Here is a 21,565-nt window from a genome sequence, read left to right on the forward strand (position 1 = left end):
TTTTCTGAGTGTTATACCAAGTTTTGATTTCATAATTTTCCCATTTTCCCAACAAAAAAGTAAATGATTCTTATTTATTGTACAATAAATAAAAACTGAAAGGAAGTCTAAATATGAAGAAAATTTTAAAAAATTCCCTAATTTTATTGTTGGTAATGGATATTATTATTGTCGGTGGATAAAATGTTTAGGTGTACACCTAAGTCTTTAGATATCATCTAAAGACTTAGTACTGGTTGGAGGATACGATGAAAGATAGTATGGTTAATTATTGGTTAAATTATTTTCCGGAGTATAGTTTAGAAACGTTTGAAGTAGAATAGATATTAAGGACCTATCTTTCTCTTATTCCAAAAACTCAGCTCCTGTAATAGAAAATTTAAATTTGACTATTGGGTCAGGACAGAGAATTGCACTAGTCGGTCAACCGAGGTCAGGAAAAAGTACGTTATCAAAAATACCATCAGGATTATATAAGATTGATACAGGAAAAGTTTTATTTGATGGTGTAAATATTAATCAAATAGATAAAAAATATTAAGTCAAAATTTAGGAGTAGTTCCACAAGATTCATTTTTATTGAACAGAAGTATTCTTGACAATATAACTTTAAAGCACGAAGTTACTTCACAAAAGATAAAGGAAGTTAGTAAAGCAGTTCAAATCTATGATGAAATCATGGCTATGCCGATGAAATTTAACACTATCATCTCAGATTTGGGTTCAAATATTTCAGGTGGTCAAAGACAACGGATAGCACTGGCACGTGCATTAATAAATAATCCTAGTATTGTAATTTTAGATGAAGCAACTAGTGCATTAGACACTATTAATGAGGAAAGAATAACAAAGTATATAAAAAGTCAGGGCTGTACTCAAATAATTGTAGCTCATAGATTGTCAACGATTAATGATGCGGACATTATTTTTGTAATGAAAGGTTGTAAGATTGTTGAGTCAGGAAATCATAAGTACTTAATGGCTCTTGGTGGAGAGTACTACAGCTTATATACAAAAAGGAAATTAGGTGTAAAGAAAATGAAGAAAGAAAATGAATATGTAATTTTAACAGCAGCCTTACTAGGGGTGATGATTGGAATAGTGTTTGCTATTTTTTTAGATTTTCCAGTTGAATATGGTATTTCTTTAGGATTGTTGAATGGAATAGTATTGGGTTCGCTGATTTCTTACAAAAACAATAAGAATTAAGCATAATTTTTTGCTGGAAACTAAGGAGTAGAGATGGCTATAGTTGAAATTATAAATCTAACAAAAAGCTTTAAAGATATTGAAGTTATTCATAACACTACTAGTAGAATTATTAACATGAAGAATAATAAATTCATCCAAAGTTATATGTAATTTATCTAAAATATTGATTAGTCGAATACAAGAGATTTCTGATTCTCCCCGTTCAAATCTAGAGATTTGAGATTTAGATAAATTACTATCAGCAATTGAAGATAAACTTATTTTCTTTCCTTTTCTAATTTTTCTGAGTGTTATACCAAGTTTTGATTTCATTTTTCCCATATTCCCAACAAAATTACAAGGATTTTTTATTTATTATACAATAAATAAAAAAATAAAGGGAGGTTCAGTATGAAAAAACTTTTAAAATTTACATGAATATTGTTATTGATTATGGATATTATCATTATAGTCGGAGGTTGATTCTTACTAATCTTATACGTAATTCTTAGAGGATATCTATTATGCAAGAAGTTATTATCACAAATAATAAAAGCTGGTTATTTAGTTCGTCTAAGAGACATAGAAGACACCTAAAAAGGGTTGTTACTTATTGCAAAGTTAGTTCCGATAGTGAGAATTAGAAAAACAGTTACGAATCTCAAGTAAGACACTACAAAGAATATATTTCTAAGCGTTCAGATTGGTAACTTGCAGATATTTATCATATAAAGGTATATTAGGAACAAAAGTAGGAAAAAGACAAGCTTTTAACGACTAATAAATGAAATGAAAACTGTTATATTTCACTGATTGCTGTCATATAAAACATATTTTTATGAGCGACGTATTTACTTTCATTGTATAATCACAATAGAAATACTATTTTAGTTTTACTAAAATCTAGAATATTTGAAAACTAATTGGCTTACTTATATATGAAAACATCCCTAATCTGCAACAAGGAGAGGAAGCAATGAAAAATTTAGGACAAATCTTAAAAAAAATTCGAGAAGCTAAGGGCCTCTCTCTTTATAATATTGCTAATGATGAGATTTCTACCTCTCAGTTATCTAGATTTGAAAATGGATATACAGATATTACTCTTAGTAAATTACTTTCAGTTTTAAAGACACTGGACGTATCTTTAGAAGAGTTTATGTATTTAGGGCGTGGTTTTCATAAGATGAGTAATTTCGAGGTAATTGATAAGATAAATAATTATTTTTATAAGAACAACAGCCCAGCCTTGAGAAGACTCCTAATTAATTGTATAGAAAAGGAAGAGGAGAAACTAAGTAAGAAATTAACAATAATTTTGATTAAGTTAAAGCTCCAAGAAATTGAGAAAGATAATATTGTGACTTCTGAAGAAATTGATTTTATATCAGACTATTTATTCAGCATAGATATCTGGGGTGAATATGAATTAGAGCTATTTTCCTCCACAATGGAAATTTTTTGCCAATCAAGTATTATGATATTAACGAAGGAAATGGTGAGGAGAACTGATTTTTATAAACATTTACCGACCCATAGAAGATTAATTACCAGCATGTTATTTAATGCTTTTAGCCTCAGCGTAGAAAGAAATAATATAGTTGATGCATCTTATTATAGAGAACAATTAGTCCAGTTATTTTTTGATGAAACAGAATTATATGAAAGATTAGTTTTTCACCTCATAGATAGTTGTTACAATTTTAAGATGACAAATGAATTGAGTAATATTTTAGAGATGAGAAAGTGTATTGGCTTTCTGAAAACCTTGGAAAGCATGAGTTTAGTAGATAGATGGGAAAAATATATTGAGAGAGTACTTAATAGTAACTAATTGCAAATTAGGGATAAAAACTATTAGACCAACTGCTAGTGATATAATAACATTAGGCAGTAGGCCTAATAGTTTTTATAATCAAGGAGGATTAATCATGAAGAAATTATTGAAGTTCTGGGAAGATGTTGTTTTAGTATAGAAATAAGTCTTGAAAAACTGGATTTGAAGAATTATTTTGATTAAACAATTTTTAGTTAGGGTTCTGTTAAGGAATTATAGTATTTAGAGTTACATGTTTGAATATCGAAAAAGATATTCACTAGAACTGGGGTGGTTGTAATGAGTGTATTAGAGTTTATAAAACCTAGAAAAGATTCCGTATATACTCCATTGAATAGTATTAGGGTAAAGCTGACAGATAACTGTAATTGGAACTGCTGGTGGTGTCATAATGAAGGAACAGGTAGTAGGGAACAAAGATTAATAAAAAATATTGATTTTTTCAATGATAAATTTTTTAATGATTTTATTGATCTAACAGATTCCTTAAATATTACTGAGGTACATTTGACAGGTGGTGAGCCTAGTTTACATCCAGATATTGACTTAATTATTAAAAAATTGAAAGAATATAATTTTGTTGTTAAGATGACCTCAATTGGAGGTAAAAAGGAGGTTTTTGATAAGATAATATCTTCGGGAATAGATGGAATTAATTTTAGTTTACATGCGGTAGATACGGTTGAAATGTACAACACTCAAGTTAATCGTTCTAATAGATGGGTAGAGCAAAATCATCGGAAGTTAAAAGAACTAATAGAATATGTAAGTAGAAAAGGAGTTCCTGTAAAGATAAATACTGTTGTAGCCAGCTCTGAAGATTTCGGTAGAGCTTATGAAGTGATGAAGTGGGCTAGTAGCCGCAACATTGCCATAAGAATCTTAAACGAAGTTGAAAGCAATGAAAAATCTATTAGTGCGATTAGAAATTTTTTTGATTCGTTAAATGGTATTGAAATAAGTAGGAAATATATCAAAGGAAGTTCATCTGGAACTATTTTTTATAATGTTCCTAATATTGGTGAAGTGGGATTTAAAATACTGATTCCAAACTACTTGCACGATATGTGTAAATGTTGTAGAATTAGGGAAAAGGGCAGATGTGGTGAATATTTTTATGGAATACGATTAGAAAATTTGCTTGGTAATTACAATATTAGGCTTTGTGTCCATAAAACATCACCAGAAACTTACTATAGACTGAGTGAATTTAAAGAGACTTCAGCCTTTGAAGAATTGAGAGGTAAAATTAATGAATGAATTAGAAGTTAGATTTGAACTTAACGATGAGAGGGATTATAATAATGCTATTTCATATTTAGAAAAATCTTATAAATTTAAGTGTGAAAATAAGCAAGTTGATGAATATTTTAAAACAAAAGGAAGAGAATTTGAAAATGATGAGGTAGGTAGCTTTATTTACAGAATTCGTCAAGAAGCTGATGATAAGGCATGTGTTTTCACAAGAAAAGATACGATAAAACAAGGAATGTGGAGTGAAAGTGAAATAGAGTTGGAATCTGAAAAACTAGAATTTGTAAGGAATATCTTGCAAGATGGTTTTTCAAATATTTTCACAATAAGTAAATATAGAAAGACTTATCATGACGTATTAGAAAATAAAACGATTAATCTAGATCAGATTGATGGTCTTGGATTTTATCTTGAAATAGAGATTTTAGGAGATTTTTCAAAAGAAGATTATAATAATTTTTATGAGAAAATGTGCGGAGAGTTCTCGTTTTTAAATTCAAAAATAGAAACAAAGGGCTATGTCCAATTAATGAGAGAAAAAAATGGACGTAATTGAAATTATCAAACAGTTTTATTTTTATGGTCAAGAAAATGGATTTCGAAAACTACAAGAAGGTAAAGTTGTTAGACCTAGAGGGTCAGAGACTATCTTTAATATGTCTGCTATTTCAGAGCATATTAGTTTGTTTGATATGCTATCTGAAACTGGCTGCGTGGAAAAATATGTAACAAAACAGCTATCATATTTTTCAAATAAATTAGATGGCGTCGGTATTAATAGATTGACTAATCCGATGGAGGTTGGCTTATCATTTCTAGTTAAGAATTGCAAAGAACCGGAAGAGATGATTTATCATGCTTTAGCTTTTTTGCAAAGCATTGGTTTATTTACACACCGTATATATGTACGATGTGATAAAGAATTAGAGTTTCGCAGATGGTACATAAAAACAGGAATACCATCTGAAAATATATATGAATGGAAAAATATTGAGAAATTTCATATAGGAAAACAGAGACCTACAGGTAATTACTCTTACTTATATTACAAGTATCTTAATGGTGTAGTTCCGTTCGGAACAATTGCAACTATATATAGAGATGGAAACTACCATTTTGATGTAGTTTTTTATGCAGAACGTTTAGCAATGATTCTAGAAGAAAAAGAATCAATCTGGGGAATTTCCGAAATTAATTTTTTGTTGCCGGTTGTGTCATCATTGCCTATTGATTTTTTAAATGTTAATAGATTTGTTTTACTTTTTAGAGTTTTAGTTTTATTAATCCATGGTGGAATAGGAGAAATTTCAAATAAAAAACAGGGGTATTTTTTGAAAAAAATTATACGTGAATTAGCTTTTTTATTAGACTCAAAAACTATCTCCAATTTATCAAAGAAAAAATTAGTTGACTTATCTTCTAATCTTGTTCACAGTTTAGGTTATATTGATTTGAACATTCAGCAGAAGAGACAGATTGAGGAAAGTATAGAAAAAATAAATTATTTCTCTATTGACATAGCTAAGAGATTGAATAAAGTTGAAAACATGCTTAGGAATCAAGAGGTTAATTCTATTGATTTTAGAAAACTAAAAGGTGAATACGGAATATTTCCTGAATGGATAGTAGCAAAATATTCTGATATTCTCAAGGATAGAGGTATTCATATAGAAATTAAAAAACGGAATTCTATTCGAAGTTTAGCCTTAGGGAACGATAATAGACTTGTAGATATTGATGAACTATTAGGAGAAAAAAATGTCTAAAATACTTGTTATTGGTGGTTTCTCTGAAATACACAGAGCACTTAAAAAAAATAATTGTAAGTTAACATTGGTTTGTGAATCTTCGAAGATAAAACCATATTTTAAAGATCTTTATGATGAAGTTCTTGCCTTTAACAGTTTTAAAAACGAAGTTCAAATTATTGAGACAGTAAGTAAGGCTGTTGAATATTTAGGAGACTATCAATCGATAATTTGTATGTTTGAAAGTTTACAAGCATTAGCATACAAAATAGCTGAAAAAACAAAGATACCTTTTAATATCAATGAAACTCAAATGATGGTTATAAATAATAAGTATGCATTGAGAACTTACTTGAAAAATTCATTGTTTGACAACGTTAACTGTGAAATGATTGAGAATAGAGATGATGTGATAAGATTTGTCAACAAAAATGGCACATCAATCTTAAAACCGATAGATGGCACTGGGAGTCGATCAATCTATAAAGTTGATTCATCAAATGTGAAGGAAATAGTGAATCAAGTAGAGATTTCAGATGAAACGTTTATAATTGAAAAATTTATTGAAGGTGAAGAATTTAGTATAGAGGCTATAAGCGTAAATAGTCAGCATCATATTTATGGTATAACAAAAAAATTAAAAAATCTTGAAACATTTGTTGAGATTGGCCATATTGTACCTGCTAATATTTCGACTGATTTAAAAGATATAATTAACAACTATATGGGGAAACTACTATCAATTTTGAAGGTTACAAATGGTCCAACTCATACAGAGATAATTATCACAAACAATCAAGAGATTCATGTTGTCGAAACTCACTTTAGATTAGGTGGAGGTATGATTTCGGAATTATATAGAAATATTAGTATAAACCATAATCCTATAGAGATAGCAGCCCTATCATCTGCTCAACTTTTAAATGATTTTGATCATTTTGTCTTTTCTTCTAAATTTATAGCCATTTATTTTGAGGAATTTGAAGGTGAAGTAATTAAAACAGTTACTTTAGATGATCACTATATTGAAAATCATGAGGATATTATCGCTACTGAATTATATGTTAAAGCGGGGGATAAGAGGAGAGAAATAGGTAGCTCAAATAGGATTGGTCATGTGATAAAAACTTCAAACGATTACAATGAGTTAATCTCAGGTAGAGAAAAGACATTGAATTCCTGTATTGAAGTACTGTATGAATAGTCAATTTTGGAGGTGAAATATGTCTGTAGTGATTATTGATCGTGAAGGTAAGTCTAAGCATAATTATTTAAAATGGTTAAATGATTTTGAACAAGAGGTATATATCTTGGGCTATCTCGAAACGATAAATAGTTTTTCTTATGATAAGGCTATAGGTTTTCCTGAATTTGAGACTAACGGAAATGTTGAGCAATTTATTTATGAATTAAATAAAATCGATCCTGTTACAAAAATTTTAGCATTTGAAGAAGGTAGTATTATTCGAGCTGCTTGTATACGAAAAAATTTGGGAATAAAAGGTCAAACACTTGAAGAAGCACTATTGTTTAGAGATAAATATCTCATGCGGAAAAAACTTTCTAAAGAAGGTTTTAAAACTCCTAAATTTAGAAAAGTAGATCACTTTATGGATGTTGTGTCTTTCTGTGAACAATTTGGGTATCCTGTGATTTTGAAACCAAGAAAAAAATGGGCTTCAAAAGGTGTTATTAAAATTGAAAATAAAGATTCATTGTCAGATGTTCTTTATAATATTTCGCTAGATGATTACTTGGTTGAAGAGTATGTGAGTGGACAGCTATATCATGTTGACGGATTTTTTAACGGTCAATTGATAGAGTTTTCTTGTTGTAGTATGTATGTCAAAAATTGTTTAGAAGCATTTGAAGAGGGATTTGGTCTTGGTTCAATAATGCTTGATATTGACTCGAATGAAGACAAGTTATTAAAAAATTATACTGCAGAGATTTTTAAAAAATTTGAAGTTGATTATAATACGATTTTTCATGCAGAAATATTTATTGATAAATCTGGTAATCCAATACTCTGTGAGATTGGAAGTAGGCTTGTAGGGGGTGAATATACAAAAAATATTATTAAATCATTCTCAATTAATTTGGATGAATATTTGGTAAAAAGAGAGTTAGGCATTCCTTATAATATAGGCAACACTTCAAGTGTTAGGCTTTCTGGGAAAGTATGGATACCGGCACAAAAGGGATATGTGAAGTCTATTCCAATATTGGATTTGGATGGGATTATAGAGATACAAATTAAACAATATGAAAATGTTCGCTTTGCTGGATTACAGAAACAGATGGATTACTTATTAACTGTTAGCTTTTTTGGGAAGAATTTGGATGAACTTCTTCAAAAAGCAATGGATATAAAGAATTTTTATAGTAAGTCAATTGATTGGTCGGAAACTATTACTGATACATGGTTTACTACTTAGTAGTTAGAGTCTAATTTTTTATCTGCATAAGATTAAGAATATTACATTTTTAATAGATACGAGAGAATTTAGTTCAATTACTTGGTGAAGTTAGTTGGTAATACAGATATTTCATGATGGAGTTTTAAAAACTCCTATTTTTATAAAAATCAGATTCTATAAAAGTGGATAAATCAACATTTCCATCCTTAGAATTTTTGGGTTTTAAAGGCTCTTTTGAAGGAGTGATACTTTCAAAGTTATTTCATAGTTTCTTTCAACCATTATTTAAGGTGTCTTATAACACTAATAATGGTAATGATAGGTTGTAGATATACTTTTATTGTTAAACTATGATGAAATTAAATAGTGCCTTATACAAATTGTGGTAGCATTTAGACATTGCTAATGGAGGACCTGAAAAAGATAATATGAGGTAATATTAATGGAAAATAAAAAAACAAAGAATATAAGTTATCTTGTCATGAGTAAAGGGGTATCTAAAATCGGAGATATCATGTTTGACTTCGCTAATAATACCTTTCTGGCCGGACTAAATCCAACATCTTTATCGTTGGTTGCCATTTATCAATCATTAGAAAAGGTGATCGGGGTTCTATTCAATTTATTCGGTGGAGTCATTGCAGATAGTTTTAAGCGGAAAAAAATTATCATTGGAACAAATTTCTTATCTGGGATCGCTTGCATAGTTCTATCATTAATCTCTAAAGAACAATGGTTAGTTTATGCGATTGTTATCACAAATGTCATATTGGCTTTTATGAGCGCATTTTCAGGACCGTCCTACAAGGCTTTTACGAAAGAAGTCGTAAAAGAAGATAGTATTTCCAAACTAAATTCACTATTAGAAACAACGAGTACTGTAATAAAAGTAACGATTCCTATGGTAGCAATCTTCTTGTACAACATTCTAGGGGTGCGGGGGGTGCTATTATTGGATGGATTATCCTTTCTAATGGCAGCTTTATTGATTTTATTTGTTACACCTGTGAATGAAGAAGTAGATACAAAGGAGGAAATGACAATAAGTGGAGTCTTTAACGACTTAAAAGTAGGATTCAAGTATGTTTATAGCCATAAACCAATCTTTATTATTATCATTCTTTCTGCTTTGGTTAATTTTGTTCTAGCAGCCTATAATTTATTATTACCTTATAGTAGTCAAATGTTTGAAGGAATTTCAGATAGACTTTATGGAAGCTTTCTAACAGCGCAAGCAATTGGTGGTTTTTTGGGATCGATATTAAGTAGTTTTGTCAATAGATCTTTGTCAAGTAGACGTTTGCTTCGCCTTTCAGCGTGTTCAGGCTTAATGTTAATGCTAACTGCACCGCTTTATTTTATATTCCATAACCTCATTATCCTAATTTTTTCTCCAGCGTTATTTAGTCTATTTCTTTCCATTTTTAATATCCAATTTTTCTCTATTGTTCAAAGAGATGTAGATAATGAGTTTCTTGGCAGAGTCTTTGGAATTATCTTTTCAGTAGCGATCCTTTTTATGCCACTAGGTACTGTTTTTTTCTCAGTAGTTTTAAATCCTAACAATACTTTTAATATTTTTATTATTGGTGTATCTATTACGGTATTATCGCTAATATTCAGCACGCTATTGAAGAGGTATGATAGAAGTTGATAGCTGATAAAAAATAGCTGATATAGAGAATTTAGAGCGCCTTTGGAATATATTTTTAGAAACATTTAACATTTAATCAATCACAGTTGAATGTGAAGGGCAATCTATTTTAGAAGAATACAATCAAGATACCATTATTGCTATTACTTTAGTTCAGTTAAAATATTGAGAAGTATTATTTTTATTGAGAAAGCATCACAAAGGATGCCAATTAATTTTTAATGATTTTTCTAATCTAATTTTGTGGTTATTGACAAATAAAGTCTAGTTAATTGCTTTGGTTCCATGGAGTGATTTATATACATCTGTTAATGCAACGGATAATTTTATTGATAAGTAGGGGTGGCTATTATTCAACCTTTAGGTTCTGAAAGTAAGAGATTCACATTAGAAATATCATGTTGACCATTTTTCAATTTTCTGGTTAGCAGTAATCTGAACATCATTAATTCCTTTCTTAACAAAATTATGCGACTTTTGTTACCGGATTACTGCTGATTTTTTAATAGCTTATAACATTTTTATTTTTAGACGGTTAATAGATTTTGACCGTCTTTCTTAATATCGTCTTACCTATAATAGATATGCTTATGAGAAGTGTTTAATAAATTAATTTTAGTTCAAAATGTCCAATTTGGACACTTTGAATGATTTCTTAGTTTTATATATTATACTTTTCTCAGGAGAAAGCTAGATGTACAGACGTTTGAGAGATTTGAGGGAAGATCACGATTTGACCCAAAAACAAATAGCTAAAATACTTTCGTTTACAAACTCAGCTTATGCTAAAATTGAGCGGGGTGAGCATGCCTTAACGGCAGATGTATTGGTAACTCTCTCAAACTTTTACGATGTCAGTACAGACTACCTATTGGGATTGACAGATTTTCCTGATAAAATTCGCTTTGGAAAATAATCTCCTCAATTTCATAGAGTGTGAAAATGAGGAGATTTTTTATTTGTTCTTTGACAATTGAATAGTCCAAAATGGTACTTTCCTCATTTGTGGAGCAGTTTTGAATGGCTCGCCATGATAAGAGCGACATTAAAACCATCAATAAAATAGAGCGATACTTTATATGCCATGATACAAATGATATACAATGATACTTCTGACCGTTCAGGCTGCCACCGTAAAAGAGCAGTAAGTGTAATTCTTATGATGACTTCATCAGTCATGCCATGGAGGTGAAAAAATCTAAGAAAGGAAGTAGTAAAATCATGGAAACAGTAAACTATAAAGATTTAGTTGCGATTGGTTTTCCAGAGCACACATCGAGAAATATTATTAGACAAGCAAAAAAGATTGCTGTAAAAAAGTTTGAAGAAGCTAGAAAAAATGATAAGAATGCGGTACAATTAGGATGTTCACCTTTCGATAATAAAAGGTTAGGCATTGCTCCTAAAAATATTGTAGAAAATTTAATTGGTATTTCTTTTTCAGATATAGAAGGTGAGAAAAATGGTTATATCAAAGACAAAGAAATATAAAGGTGTATACAAAGATTCAAAAGGAAAAATTTATTTTCAAATTGAATTAGGAGTTGATCCAATAACTGGGAAAAGAATTCAAAAGAAAGGAAGGAAAAATCAACAGGGACTACCGTTTAATTCTTTTAAGGAAGCATATGAAGAGATACTTCGTTTAAAACATGAATTTGTGAACTCTACTATTAATAATAGTTTTCTAACTTTTAGAGAGTTTATGGAAGAGATTTATTTAAAATATTATCAACAAAAAGTTCAATTTGTAACTTATCAGACCGCTTTACCACATCATCAGTTATTTATTAAGCAATTTGGTAGTAAAAAATTATCAGATATTAGTACTATTGACTGTGAAAGATTTCGCTTAGCTATTATAGACAAGTATTCTAGTAACTATGCTAAAAATATGTGGTCTAGATTTAAAGCATGTCTGGGCTATGCAGAAAGATTGGGTTATATTGATAGAGTTCCTTTTAAAGGATTAGATAATCCTAGAGGAAAGCACCCTGATACAAAATTTTGGACATTTGATGAATTTAAGAAGGTAATAAACTCTTTTGATATTAGTGAGTATGAGGGACTCCATAATTACATGACGATCTGGTTATATTTTATGACTGGTTTAAGAGTTAGTGAGGGTATTGCTCTTAAATGGGAAGATATTGATTTTGAACGTAAATGGATTCATGTTCATTCGACGATTGAGAAAGATAAAAACGGTGTATGGTATGCTAAACAACAAACAAAGACAGTAGCAGGGAATCGTAAAATTGATTTAGATGATTTTACGATTACAACACTTAAAAAATGGCGAGAAGTTCAAATCAAGAATGATGATAAAGATTATGTAATATCACGTTTTGGTGCCCCCTTGTGTAAGTCTACAATTTCTAGGATAATAAAAAGGCATGCTAAGATTACTGGTGTACCAGAAATTACGGGGAAAGGATTAAGACATAGTCATGCATCTTATCTTATAAATGTGTTACATAAGGATACTTTATATGTTTCATATCGATTAGGACACGCTGATAAGTCAACCACGTTGAATACATATAGTCACTGGTATTATTCAGGTGATTCAACAATTTCAGAAGAGATTACAAACAGTTTAGATAATCTTGGATTATCAATTTACCTACCAAATTCCTGCCAAAGTTGAAAATGGAGGAATTAACCCACTAATACTGGGCGGAAATAAGATTAGCAAATTGTTACTCTTAAATAATAGAGCGACTACATTTGTAGCTTAAAAACATGATTAAACCGCTATTCTTAGGAGTAGCGGTTTTTCTTTTTGTTCAAAAAGGGCAAAAAAGGGGCAGTTAAATTAATTTGGCTAAGAAATATATAGGACTAGTGATAAAATAATTTTACTTTTTCATTCCTTTTTGTTATAATAGACGTCAAGAAAGAATATCTTATCAGTAAATCCTAAGCGAGCCTGTGGTAGTGAGAGCCAGGTGATTGAGAGATGAGTGTGGCGCTTTTGGTATATTTTTTATAAATAATGAAGTAATAAATTAGGGTGGAACCGCGTTTCTGACGCCCCTAGGTCACTTGACTTAGGAGCAATGACACGGTTCTTTTTGTATTCTAGGTCGCAAGAAATTAATTTTAATTAAGGAGTATTCAATGTCTAAGAAATTAACATTTTACTGTGTCAGTGGCAGAGACCTCCTTACAGTCGGACTGCCTTACGCTCAGTACTAGGGTGTCTGAGCTAGACGCAGTACTAACTCGTCTTGCCTCGTATAATCGACGAGGCAGACTCGTGTCGCAAGAAATTAGATAAAAAAGGAGTTAATAATGTCTAAAAAACTAACCTTCCAAGAGATTATCTTGACTTTGCAACAATACTGGAATGACCAGGGTTGTATGCTCATGCAGGCTTATGATAACGAAAAAGGTGCGGGAACCATGAGTCCTTACACTTTCCTTCGTGCTATTGGTCCTGAGCCATGGAATGCAGCTTATGTAGAGCCATCACGTCGTCCAGCAGACGGTCGTTACGGGGAAAATCCAAACCGTCTTTACCAACACCATCAATTCCAAGTGGTGATGAAACCATCACCATCAAACATTCAAGAGCTCTACCTAGAGTCATTGGAAAAATTGGGTATCAATCCTTTGGAACACGATATTCGTTTCGTTGAAGATAACTGGGAAAACCCATCAACTGGATCAGCAGGTCTTGGTTGGGAAGTTTGGCTTGACGGTATGGAAATCACTCAATTCACTTACTTCCAACAAGTCGGTGGCTTGGCAACTGGTCCTGTTACAGCCGAGGTTACTTATGGTTTGGAACGTTTAGCTTCTTATATCCAAGAAGTAGACTCTGTTTATGATATTGAGTGGGCTCCAGGTGTTAAATACGGAGAAATCTTCCTTCAACCTGAATACGAGCATTCAAAATACAGCTTTGAAGTTTCAGATCAAGACATGCTTCTTGAAAACTTCGAAAAATTTGAAAAAGAAGCTGGACGTGCATTAGAACTAGGTCTTGTGCATCCAGCCTACGACTACGTTTTGAAATGTTCACATACCTTCAACTTGCTTGATGCTCGTGGAGCAGTTTCAGTTACAGAACGTGCTGGTTATATCGCTCGTATCCGAAACTTGGCCCGTGTTGTAGCTAAAACTTTCGTCGCCGAACGTAAGAAACTTGGATACCCACTTCTTGACGAAGCTACACGCGCAAAACTCTTAGCAGAAGAGGAAGAATAGGCAGAATTATAGGAATAAATGACTGAAAGTCGACCGTTGGTCGCTAAATAAAACAAGACCGCTGTAGTGAAAGTCGGATAAGAAGTTTCTTATCCGACTGGGGAACTGACGAAACTTAAGGCTTGGCAGTTAGCAATGAAACCGAAGGTTTGCTTGCGTCCCCCACTACTAAAGGTCTTGTTGAAGAAAATTAATTGATTGTGTAAAGGAAAAAACATGACAAAAAACTTATTAGTAGAACTAGGACTCGAAGAGTTACCTGCCTACGTTGTCACACCAAGTGAAAAACAACTAGGCGAAAAAATGGCAGCCTTCTTGGATAATAACCGTCTTTCATACGAAGGAATTCAAACCTTCTCAACTCCACGTCGTTTGGCTGTTCGCGTACTTGGTTTGGCTGACCAACAAACGGATTTGACTGAAGATTTTAAAGGACCTTCTAAAAAAATTGCTTTGGATGCAGAAGGAAATTTCTCTAAAGCAGCGCAAGGCTTTGTCCGTGGTAAAGGCTTGACTGTAGATGATATCGAATTTCGTGAAATCAAAGGTGAAGAATATGTCTACGTAACTAAGCATGAGGCTGGAAAACCAGCTGAGGAAGTTTTGGCTGGAATTCCAGAAGTTTTGGCTAGTTTAAGCTTCCCAGTAAGTATGCACTGGGCAAACAATACCTTTGAATATATTCGTCCAGTCCATACGTTGACAGTTCTTTTGGATGATGTGGCACTCGATATGGATTTCTTAGATATTCATTCAGGAAGAGTTAGCCGTGGACATCGTTTCCTTGGTCACGAAGTAGAAATTCAGCATGCTGACAGCTATGAAGAAGACCTGCGCAAAGTTTATGTTATTGCTGATAGCACTGAACGCGAAAATATGATTCGTGAGCAAATTAAGGCTATTGAAGCTAAAGAAGGTGTTCAGGTACAAATTGATGAAGGACTCTTGAATGAAGTTCTGAATTTGGTTGAATACCCAACTGCCTTCATGGGGAATTTTGATCCTAAGTACCTAGAGGTTCCAGAAGAAGTTTTGGTCACTTCAATGGAGACTCATCAACGCTACTTTGTAGTTCGTGACCTTGATGGAAATCTAAAACCAAACTTTATTTCTGTCCGTAACGGAAATGCAGAGTATTTGGATAATGTTATCCGAGGAAATGAGAAAGTCTTAGTTGCGCGTCTTGAAGATGGTGAATTTTTCTGGCGTGAAGACCAAAAATTGAAGATTGAAAATCTTGTAGCTAAATTATCACACGTAACCTTCCATGAAAAGATTGGTTCATTACGTGAACACATGATTCGTACTGGGCAAATTGCTATCCTTTTGGCAGAAAAAGCAGGTTTATCAGTTGATGAAACTGTTGACCTTGCTCGTGCTGCAGCTATTTATAAGTTTGACCTCTTGACTGGTATGGTTGGTGAATTTGATGAGCTTCAAGGGATCATGGGTGAGAAATATGCGCTTCTCGCTGGTGAGAATGCTACAGTGGCACAAGCTATCCGTGAACACTACCTTCCAGATTCTGCTGACGGAGCTCTTCCTGAGTCTAAAGTCGGAGCTATCCTTGCACTAGCTGATAAATTGGATACTCTTTTGTCCTTCTTCTCTGTTGGCTTGATTCCATCTGGTTCAAATGACCCTTATGCTCTTCGTCGTGCAACACAAGGGATTGTCCGTATCTTGGAAGACTTTGGATGGAATATTCCAATGGACGAATTGATTGCTAGCCTTTATGCTTTATCATTTGATAGCCTAACTTACGATAATCAAGAAGAAGTGCTTAACTTCATCAAAGCTCGTGTTGATAAGATGATAGGTTCTACTTCAAAAGATATTAAGGAAGCTGTTCTTGCAAGTTCAAACTTTGTTGTTGCAGATATGATTGAAGCAGCAGAAGCCTTAACTGAAGCTGCAAAAACTGAAAACTACAAATCATCAGTTGAATCATTATCTCGTGCCTTCAACCTAGCGGAAAAAGCAGAAGGCTCAGTCAAAGTTGATACTAGCCTCTTTGAAAATGAACAAGAAAAAGAACTAGCTCAAGCTGTAGAAAGCTTAGAATTGAAAGGTTCAGCTAGTGATAAATTAGAGCAATTATTTGCTCTTAGTCCAGTTATTGATGCTTTCTTTGATAATACAATGGTTATGGCAGATGATGTTGATGTTAAGAATAATCGTTTGGCTATTCTAGCTGAACTTGTCAATAAAGCGAAAACAGTCGCTGCTTTTAATCTTCTTAATACAAAATAGAAACTAAATAGTAGATTGGAGGTCCATATATGACACCAGAAAAAATCGCTCGTATTAATGAGCTTGCTAAAAAGAAAAAAACAGAAGGCTTGACTGCAGAAGAAAAAGTAGAACAAGCTAAACTTCGTGAGGAATATATTGAAGGTTATCGTCGTTCAGTTCGTCATCACATTGAAGGGATCAAAATCGTAGATGAAGATGGAAATGATGTGACTCCTGAGAAACTTCGTCAGGTACAACGTGAAAAAGGTCTGCATGGTCGTAGTCTTGACGATCCAAATTCATAATTTTGAGATATAGAAAACTCGGTTAGTAAAATCTAACCGAGTTTTTGTTTTAAAAAAAAGGAACCTAAAGAGGTTCCTTTAGTATTAGATTCTAGTTACTTGCCCCAGATGTAGCATCCGCGTCTCCATGACCTCCATCACCGTGACCTCCGGCATCAGAAGCACCAGAAGTAGCAGAAGTAGCATCTGCGTCACCGTGGCCTCCAGCAGGAGCAAACGGACCGCTTCCTCCTACCAAACGTTGACCAGTTTCTTTCAAGTACCAGTCAAGCCATGGTTGGAAGTTAAAGACAATTTCATTGATACCAGCATATGATCCATCAGGATAGTACATAGCTTGGTAGTTGTGAGTATTGATAACACCTGCAGGTGAACCTGGAACAATTGTACGTACGTATTCTTGGTTGCCATTGCGAAGCGTACCAATAACCCACTCAACGTTTTTCATACGTGCAGGTGGAAGTGATCCATGAACTGTTGACATACGGCTACCAGATTGAGATGGTACACGTTTTGCAAACATGGTGTCTGGATCTTGGTGAGCATTGTTGTAGTAGAGGAATTGGTTGTTATCGTCAGCGTATGTCAATTCAAAAGGCATAGCTTTCAAGAACATATCAATTTGGTTAACAGTCAAGATACCATGGTCAAGTTTAACATATGTATCACCAGACACAGCGCCTGTAATTTCTGCAACTTTTTCTACCCATTCTGGATCATCAGGGTCAACTTCTGTAATAGTTGTAGCGATTGGTTTTCCACAATCCAAGTCTTCTGGTTCAATTGGTTTTGGTTTTTTCAATTTAGAAACGACTCCTACGTATTTGACAAAGTTATCTAAACAAGTTTCAAGGAATTTAACAGTTCCTTCGTTGATAATATTTCCATTAGCATCAAAAGCTTCTTTAGCTTTTCCAAGAAGGAATTCATTCCCTGGAAGAGTATAGGCATTCACCCCTGGTGCGTCAAGGATTTTACGAAGGTGAACTTGGGCACGAGAAGTTCCTTGGTCGTAGTAAGAAGCACCCACGATCATCACTGGTTTGTTTTCAAATGGATGTACTTCATATGAAAGCCATTCAAGAACTGACTTGAGTGAAGCAGAAATTGTATGGTTGTGCTCAGGAGTAGCAATAATCACACCATCAGCACGAGTAATTTTATTGTAAAGAAGGCGCAATTGGAAACTTTCGTCCCATTTTTCGTCTTGGTTAAACATTGGAACTTCATCGATTTCAAGAACTTCTAATTCAAATTTCAGTTTGAAATTACGACGGATGAATTCCAAGAGTTTGCGGTTATATGATTGGTCGTAGTTTGATCCAACAAGTCCAACAAATTTCATTCTTTCGATCTCCTATCTTACAAATTTTCCCAGTCAAATTCTTCTGCATCTTTACGAAGAAGTTCTTGTGCATTACGCAATTTTTCTGTAATCTTGACAAAGATACGGAAGTCATCAAAGATGGCATCCAATTTCTTGATAACATCAAGATCTACCAAGTCACCATTCTTATCAAATGCTTGAAGAGAATGAGAAAGCAAGAATTCGTCAGGTAGAACTGTCGCTTTAATCTCTGGCGCATTCAAAATTTGACGAAGTTGCAATTGAGCACGTGAAGAACCAAGAGTACCATATGAAGCACCAGTAATCATGACTGGTTTATTCAAAAGTGGGAATACTCCGTAAGAAATCCAAGCAAGGGCGCTCATAAGTACAGCTGGAATTGAGTGGTCATATTCTGGAGTACCAATAATAACACCATCAGCTGCTTCGATTTTAGCTACGATTTCCATAGCCTCAGCCGGGATTTGTTTGTCGGCTGGTTTGTTGAAGACTGGTAGGTCTTTAATTTCTACCAATTCGATTTCTGCTTTATCAGCAAAGTGTTTTTGCATATATTGAAGCAGTTGGCGGTTTGTGGAACATTTAGAGTTAGTTCCTACAATAGCAATAAGTTTTAGCATGAGCTTTCCTTTCTCTTTTTGCATTATTTATTATTTATCTTTGGATACCGGATGAACAAGCGATATGTCCATCTTTATCAATAAGGATGGCTTCGATTCCATCGATATTTTCGATTTGCCAAATGATAGAAGCGCTACGTTGGCCAAACAATCGTGTGGTCCATATCTCACCATCAACTGAGCGGTCAGATATAATCGTTAAACTAGCCAAATCCGTTTCAATAGGATAGCCAGTTTCACTATCGAAAATGTGATGATAATCCTTTCCATCGATTTCAAGATGCCGTTCATAAATTCCAGAAGTAACAACGGATTTTCCAGTAATAGATAAGGTCATCAGGTGATTACCACGTGGATGATTAGGGTCTTGAATACCAATTTGCCAAGGTTGTCCATTTCTGGCTTGGTTATTGCCAATGGTAAGGATATTTCCCCCAAGATTGATAAGAGCAGAAGTGACACCATTTTCTTTTAAGAAAGTAGCAACCTTATCTGCGCTATAGCCCTTCGCTAAACAACCTAAATCAATTTTCATCCCTTTTTTTTCTAAAAAAACAGTAGAATCAATTGAATCAAGCTTGATAAAACGGGGCTCTATCAATGGTAAAACGGAAGAAATTTCTTCAGGACTAGCAACTTTCGCATCGGAAAAACCAATACGCCAGGTTTGAACCAAGGGACCGATACCGATATTGAGATGACTTCCAGGCGCTAGACTATGGTCTAAACCTAAGGAAATCAGTTCAAACAAATCAGGGTGGACCTTAACTGGGGCAATTCCCGCCTGATAGTTAATTTCCATCAATTCCGATTCGGTGCTATTCGCATTAAATCGAAATTCAAGTTCCTTGAGCAAATTAAAAGCTTGACGGAGAAGATTATCCGCTTGTTCATGTACCAAGGAAATAGTAATCGTAGTTCCCATTAACCGTTCAGATAATGAACTGAAAGGCAAAAAATCAACTCCCTTCAAATCAATTGGAAATAGTTGTAAATCCAGATATGAAAGCAATCTGAAGATTTATATTTCATTTCCATATAAATAGAATATCATAAAGTTAGCGTTTTCACAAATTGTTTTTTACAAAAAGTCAAGAAATATGCTCAAACAAACTAAATTTCCTTAAAATAAAATTTGAAAGCGCTGAAAATAAATTAATATATGTTGTCGATATTTCCAAAAATAAAGGAAAATAAGTAAAAAACTTGTAAACGCTCACAGAAAATGATATACTAGGAAGGTAAATAAAAAATTTAAAGGTAGGAATTATCTTATGAGTAAAATCGTAGTCGTGGGCGCTAACCACGCTGGAACTGCTTGTATCAACACTATGTTGGACAATTTTGGAAGTGAAAATGAAATCGTTGTCTTTGACCAAAACTCAAACATTTCATTCCTAGGATGTGGAATGGCTCTATGGATTGGTGAGCAAATCGATGGTCCAGAAGGTCTCTTCTATTCAGATAAAGAAAAATTGGAAGCAAAGGGTGCTAAAGTTTACATGAACTCACCAGTTCTTTCAATCGACTATGACAACAAAGTTGTTACTGCAGAAGTTGACGGAAAAGAACACAAAGAATCATACGAAAAATTGATCTTTGCAACTGGTTCTACACCAATCTTGCCACCAATTGAAGGTGTTGAAATTGTTAAAGATAACCGTGAGTTCAAAGCTACTCTTGAAAATGTACAATTCGTTAAATTGTACCAAAACGCTGAAGAAGTGATTAATAAACTTGCTGACAAGAGCAAACACCTTGAACGTATCGCTGTTGTTGGTGGTGGCTATATCGGTGTTGAGCTTGCTGAAGCATTCGAACGTCTTGGAAAAGAAGTTGTCCTTGTTGACATCGTAGACACAGTCTTGAACGGTTACTACGACAAAGACTTCACTCAATTGATGGCTAAAAACTTGGAAGACCACAACATCCGTTTGGCACTTGGTCAAACTGTTAAAGCTATCGAAGGTGATGGTAAAGTTGAACGCTTGATCACTGACAAAGAAAGCTTTGACGTTGATATGGTTATCCTTGCAGTTGGTTTCCGTCCTAACACAGCTCTTGCTGATGGTAAGATTGAACTCTTCCGCAACGGTGCTTTCCTTGTTAACAAAAAACAAGAAACATCTATCCCAGGTGTATTCGCTGTGGGTGACTGTGCGACTGTTTATGATAACGCTCGTAAAGACACTAGCTACATCGCTCTTGCATCAAACGCAGTTCGTACTGGTATCGTAGGTGCTTACAACGCTTGTGGACATGAACTTGAAGGAATCGGTGTTCAAGGATCAAATGGTATCTCTATCTATGGTCTTCACATGGTTTCAACTGGTTTGACACTTGAAAAAGCAAAAGCTGCAGGTTACAATGCAACTGAAACTGGCTTCAACGATCTTCAAAAACCAGAATTTATGAAACATGACAACCATGAAGTAGCTATCAAGATTGTCTTCGACAAAGATAGCCGTGAAATCCTTGGTGCTCAAATGGTATCACGTGATCCTGGAATCGCTATGGGAATCCACATGTTCTCACTTGCTATCCAAGAACACGTTACAATTGAAAAATTGGCCTTGACAGACCTATTCTTCTTGCCACACTTCAATAAACCATACAACTACATCACTATGGCAGCATTGACAGCTGAAAAATAATGATTTGTGAAACGGGGGATTTGCTTCTTCCGTTTTTATCATCAAAAAAATGAGAGTGGGACAGAAATCGGTAATTCGTTAGAA

The 21,565-nt window shown here is 33.6% G+C and carries 19 protein-coding genes and 1 pseudogene; 16 read left to right on the top strand and 4 right to left on the bottom strand.

The features are described 5' to 3' along the window. Nucleotides 1-385: 385 nt before the first annotated feature. Nucleotides 386-541 carry an ATP-binding cassette domain-containing protein gene (locus HMPREF2837_RS11225; RefSeq protein ID WP_261674344.1) on the top strand — a complete coding sequence of 52 codons (156 nt, stop codon included), beginning with the start codon at nt 386-388 and terminating at the stop codon, nt 539-541. A gap of 38 nt (nt 542-579) precedes the next feature. Then, entirely contained in the window at nt 580-1,209 is a 630-nt protein-coding gene (locus HMPREF2837_RS07390; protein WP_261674345.1) for an ATP-binding cassette domain-containing protein, read from the top strand. Between the two features lie 96 nt (nt 1,210-1,305). Here HMPREF2837_RS07390 and HMPREF2837_RS10805 read toward each other — a convergent pair. After that, a pseudogene (locus HMPREF2837_RS10805) lies at nt 1,306-1,524 on the bottom strand (helix-turn-helix domain-containing protein); the annotation flags it as partial. 643 nt (nt 1,525-2,167) lie between these two features. On the opposite strand from HMPREF2837_RS10805, the gene HMPREF2837_RS07395 reads away from it, so the two are divergent. From HMPREF2837_RS07395 to HMPREF2837_RS07455, 13 genes are all read left to right on the top strand, one after another. Next, nucleotides 2,168-3,025 (top strand): helix-turn-helix domain-containing protein, encoded by an 858-nt coding sequence (locus tag HMPREF2837_RS07395; RefSeq protein WP_049548671.1) that lies wholly within the window; start codon nt 2,168-2,170, stop codon nt 3,023-3,025. Between the two features lie 282 nt (nt 3,026-3,307). Further along, entirely contained in the window at nt 3,308-4,288 is a 981-nt protein-coding gene (locus tag HMPREF2837_RS07400) for a radical SAM protein (protein ID WP_000114485.1), read from the top strand. Next, entirely contained in the window at nt 4,281-4,838 is a 558-nt protein-coding gene (locus tag HMPREF2837_RS07405; protein ID WP_049548670.1) for a CYTH domain-containing protein, read from the top strand. The genes HMPREF2837_RS07400 and HMPREF2837_RS07405 overlap by 8 nt, the downstream gene beginning before the upstream one ends. Then, nucleotides 4,825-6,048 carry a hypothetical protein gene (locus tag HMPREF2837_RS11545; RefSeq protein ID WP_065426688.1) on the top strand — a complete coding sequence of 408 codons (1,224 nt, stop codon included), beginning with the start codon at nt 4,825-4,827 and terminating at the stop codon, nt 6,046-6,048. Before HMPREF2837_RS07405 ends, HMPREF2837_RS11545 begins: the two co-directional genes overlap by 14 nt. Beyond that, the gene (locus HMPREF2837_RS07415) at nt 6,041-7,234 is read left to right on the top strand and encodes an ATP-grasp domain-containing protein (RefSeq protein ID WP_049548669.1); all 1,194 of its coding nucleotides are present in this window, start codon (nt 6,041-6,043) and stop codon (nt 7,232-7,234) included. The genes HMPREF2837_RS11545 and HMPREF2837_RS07415 overlap by 8 nt, the downstream gene beginning before the upstream one ends. Before the next feature lie 19 nt (nt 7,235-7,253). Further along, nucleotides 7,254-8,468, top strand: a complete 1,215-nt coding sequence (locus HMPREF2837_RS07420) for an ATP-grasp domain-containing protein (RefSeq protein WP_049548668.1) — start codon at nt 7,254-7,256, stop codon at nt 8,466-8,468. Nucleotides 8,469-8,892: 424 nt separating this feature from the next. After that, nucleotides 8,893-10,104, top strand: a complete 1,212-nt coding sequence (locus HMPREF2837_RS07425) for an MFS transporter (protein ID WP_049548667.1) — start codon at nt 8,893-8,895, stop codon at nt 10,102-10,104. 694 nt (nt 10,105-10,798) lie between these two features. Next, a complete protein-coding gene (locus HMPREF2837_RS07430; protein ID WP_049548666.1) occupies nt 10,799-11,020 on the top strand; it encodes a helix-turn-helix domain-containing protein in 222 nt (73 codons plus the stop codon). A 305-nt stretch (nt 11,021-11,325) separates the two neighbouring features. Beyond that, on the top strand, nt 11,326-11,595 hold the full coding sequence (locus HMPREF2837_RS07435) for a DUF3173 family protein (protein ID WP_000450956.1): 270 nt from the start codon (nt 11,326-11,328) through the stop codon (nt 11,593-11,595). Further along, on the top strand, nt 11,567-12,754 hold the full coding sequence (locus HMPREF2837_RS07440) for a tyrosine-type recombinase/integrase (protein ID WP_049548665.1): 1,188 nt from the start codon (nt 11,567-11,569) through the stop codon (nt 12,752-12,754). Before HMPREF2837_RS07435 ends, HMPREF2837_RS07440 begins: the two co-directional genes overlap by 29 nt. Before the next feature lie 647 nt (nt 12,755-13,401). Next, complete coding sequence (gene glyQ / locus HMPREF2837_RS07445) at nt 13,402-14,319, top strand: glycine--tRNA ligase subunit alpha (protein WP_000038760.1); 918 nt, start codon at nt 13,402-13,404, stop codon at nt 14,317-14,319. A 216-nt stretch (nt 14,320-14,535) separates the two neighbouring features. Next, entirely contained in the window at nt 14,536-16,572 is a 2,037-nt protein-coding gene (gene glyS, locus HMPREF2837_RS07450) for a glycine--tRNA ligase subunit beta (protein ID WP_049548664.1), read from the top strand. A gap of 29 nt (nt 16,573-16,601) precedes the next feature. Continuing rightward, nucleotides 16,602-16,859, top strand: coding sequence for a DUF896 family protein (locus HMPREF2837_RS07455; RefSeq protein WP_000187071.1), 258 nt, complete (start codon nt 16,602-16,604; stop codon nt 16,857-16,859). Nucleotides 16,860-16,950: 91 nt separating this feature from the next. On the opposite strand, the gene HMPREF2837_RS07460 is transcribed toward HMPREF2837_RS07455, so the two are convergent. Genes HMPREF2837_RS07460 through HMPREF2837_RS07470 form a run of 3 tightly spaced genes read right to left on the bottom strand, consistent with a single transcriptional unit; the run spans nt 16,951 to nt 19,782 of the window. Beyond that, nucleotides 16,951-18,204: an NAD(P)H-dependent oxidoreductase gene (locus HMPREF2837_RS07460; RefSeq protein WP_075230796.1), complete on the bottom strand. Its 1,254-nt coding sequence runs from the start codon at nt 18,202-18,204 to the stop codon at nt 16,951-16,953. A 17-nt stretch (nt 18,205-18,221) separates the two neighbouring features. After that, on the bottom strand, nt 18,222-18,827 hold the full coding sequence (locus tag HMPREF2837_RS07465; RefSeq protein WP_049548662.1) for an NADPH-dependent FMN reductase: 606 nt from the start codon (nt 18,825-18,827) through the stop codon (nt 18,222-18,224). A 34-nt stretch (nt 18,828-18,861) separates the two neighbouring features. Beyond that, nucleotides 18,862-19,782, bottom strand: a complete 921-nt coding sequence (locus HMPREF2837_RS07470) for an FAD:protein FMN transferase (RefSeq protein ID WP_075230810.1) — start codon at nt 19,780-19,782, stop codon at nt 18,862-18,864. Between the two features lie 319 nt (nt 19,783-20,101). Between HMPREF2837_RS07470 and nox the strand changes: the two genes are divergently transcribed. Continuing rightward, the gene (gene nox / locus HMPREF2837_RS07475) at nt 20,102-21,481 is read left to right on the top strand and encodes a H2O-forming NADH oxidase (protein ID WP_049548660.1); all 1,380 of its coding nucleotides are present in this window, start codon (nt 20,102-20,104) and stop codon (nt 21,479-21,481) included. The last annotated feature ends 84 nt before the right edge of the window (nt 21,482-21,565 follow it).

The sequence above is a fragment of the Streptococcus sp. HMSC071D03 genome (assembly GCF_001812125.1).
In the GTDB taxonomy this organism is placed as follows: Bacteria; Bacillota; Bacilli; order Lactobacillales; family Streptococcaceae; genus Streptococcus; species Streptococcus pseudopneumoniae_N.

Bases quoted from the DNA above. Each gene is read 5' to 3' on its own strand.
- HMPREF2837_RS07395 (WP_049548671.1), top strand. From the start codon at position 2,168: ATGAAAAATTTAGGACAAATCTTAAAAAAAATTCGAGAAGCTAAGGGC.
- HMPREF2837_RS07440 (WP_049548665.1), top strand. From the start codon at position 11,567: ATGGTTATATCAAAGACAAAGAAATATAAAGGTGTATACAAAGATTCA.
- HMPREF2837_RS07465 (WP_049548662.1), bottom strand. From the start codon at position 18,827: ATGCTAAAACTTATTGCTATTGTAGGAACTAACTCTAAATGTTCCACA.
- glyQ (WP_000038760.1), top strand. From the start codon at position 13,402: ATGTCTAAAAAACTAACCTTCCAAGAGATTATCTTGACTTTGCAACAA.
- HMPREF2837_RS07460 (WP_075230796.1), bottom strand. From the start codon at position 18,204: ATGAAATTTGTTGGACTTGTTGGATCAAACTACGACCAATCATATAAC.
- HMPREF2837_RS11545 (WP_065426688.1), top strand. From the start codon at position 4,825: ATGGACGTAATTGAAATTATCAAACAGTTTTATTTTTATGGTCAAGAA.
- nox (WP_049548660.1), top strand. From the start codon at position 20,102: ATGAGTAAAATCGTAGTCGTGGGCGCTAACCACGCTGGAACTGCTTGT.
- HMPREF2837_RS07420 (WP_049548668.1), top strand. From the start codon at position 7,254: ATGTCTGTAGTGATTATTGATCGTGAAGGTAAGTCTAAGCATAATTAT.
- HMPREF2837_RS07455 (WP_000187071.1), top strand. From the start codon at position 16,602: ATGACACCAGAAAAAATCGCTCGTATTAATGAGCTTGCTAAAAAGAAA.
- HMPREF2837_RS07415 (WP_049548669.1), top strand. From the start codon at position 6,041: ATGTCTAAAATACTTGTTATTGGTGGTTTCTCTGAAATACACAGAGCA.
- HMPREF2837_RS07425 (WP_049548667.1), top strand. From the start codon at position 8,893: ATGGAAAATAAAAAAACAAAGAATATAAGTTATCTTGTCATGAGTAAA.
- glyS (WP_049548664.1), top strand. From the start codon at position 14,536: ATGACAAAAAACTTATTAGTAGAACTAGGACTCGAAGAGTTACCTGCC.
- HMPREF2837_RS07400 (WP_000114485.1), top strand. From the start codon at position 3,308: ATGAGTGTATTAGAGTTTATAAAACCTAGAAAAGATTCCGTATATACT.
- HMPREF2837_RS07405 (WP_049548670.1), top strand. From the start codon at position 4,281: ATGAATGAATTAGAAGTTAGATTTGAACTTAACGATGAGAGGGATTAT.
- HMPREF2837_RS07430 (WP_049548666.1), top strand. From the start codon at position 10,799: ATGTACAGACGTTTGAGAGATTTGAGGGAAGATCACGATTTGACCCAA.
- HMPREF2837_RS07435 (WP_000450956.1), top strand. From the start codon at position 11,326: ATGGAAACAGTAAACTATAAAGATTTAGTTGCGATTGGTTTTCCAGAG.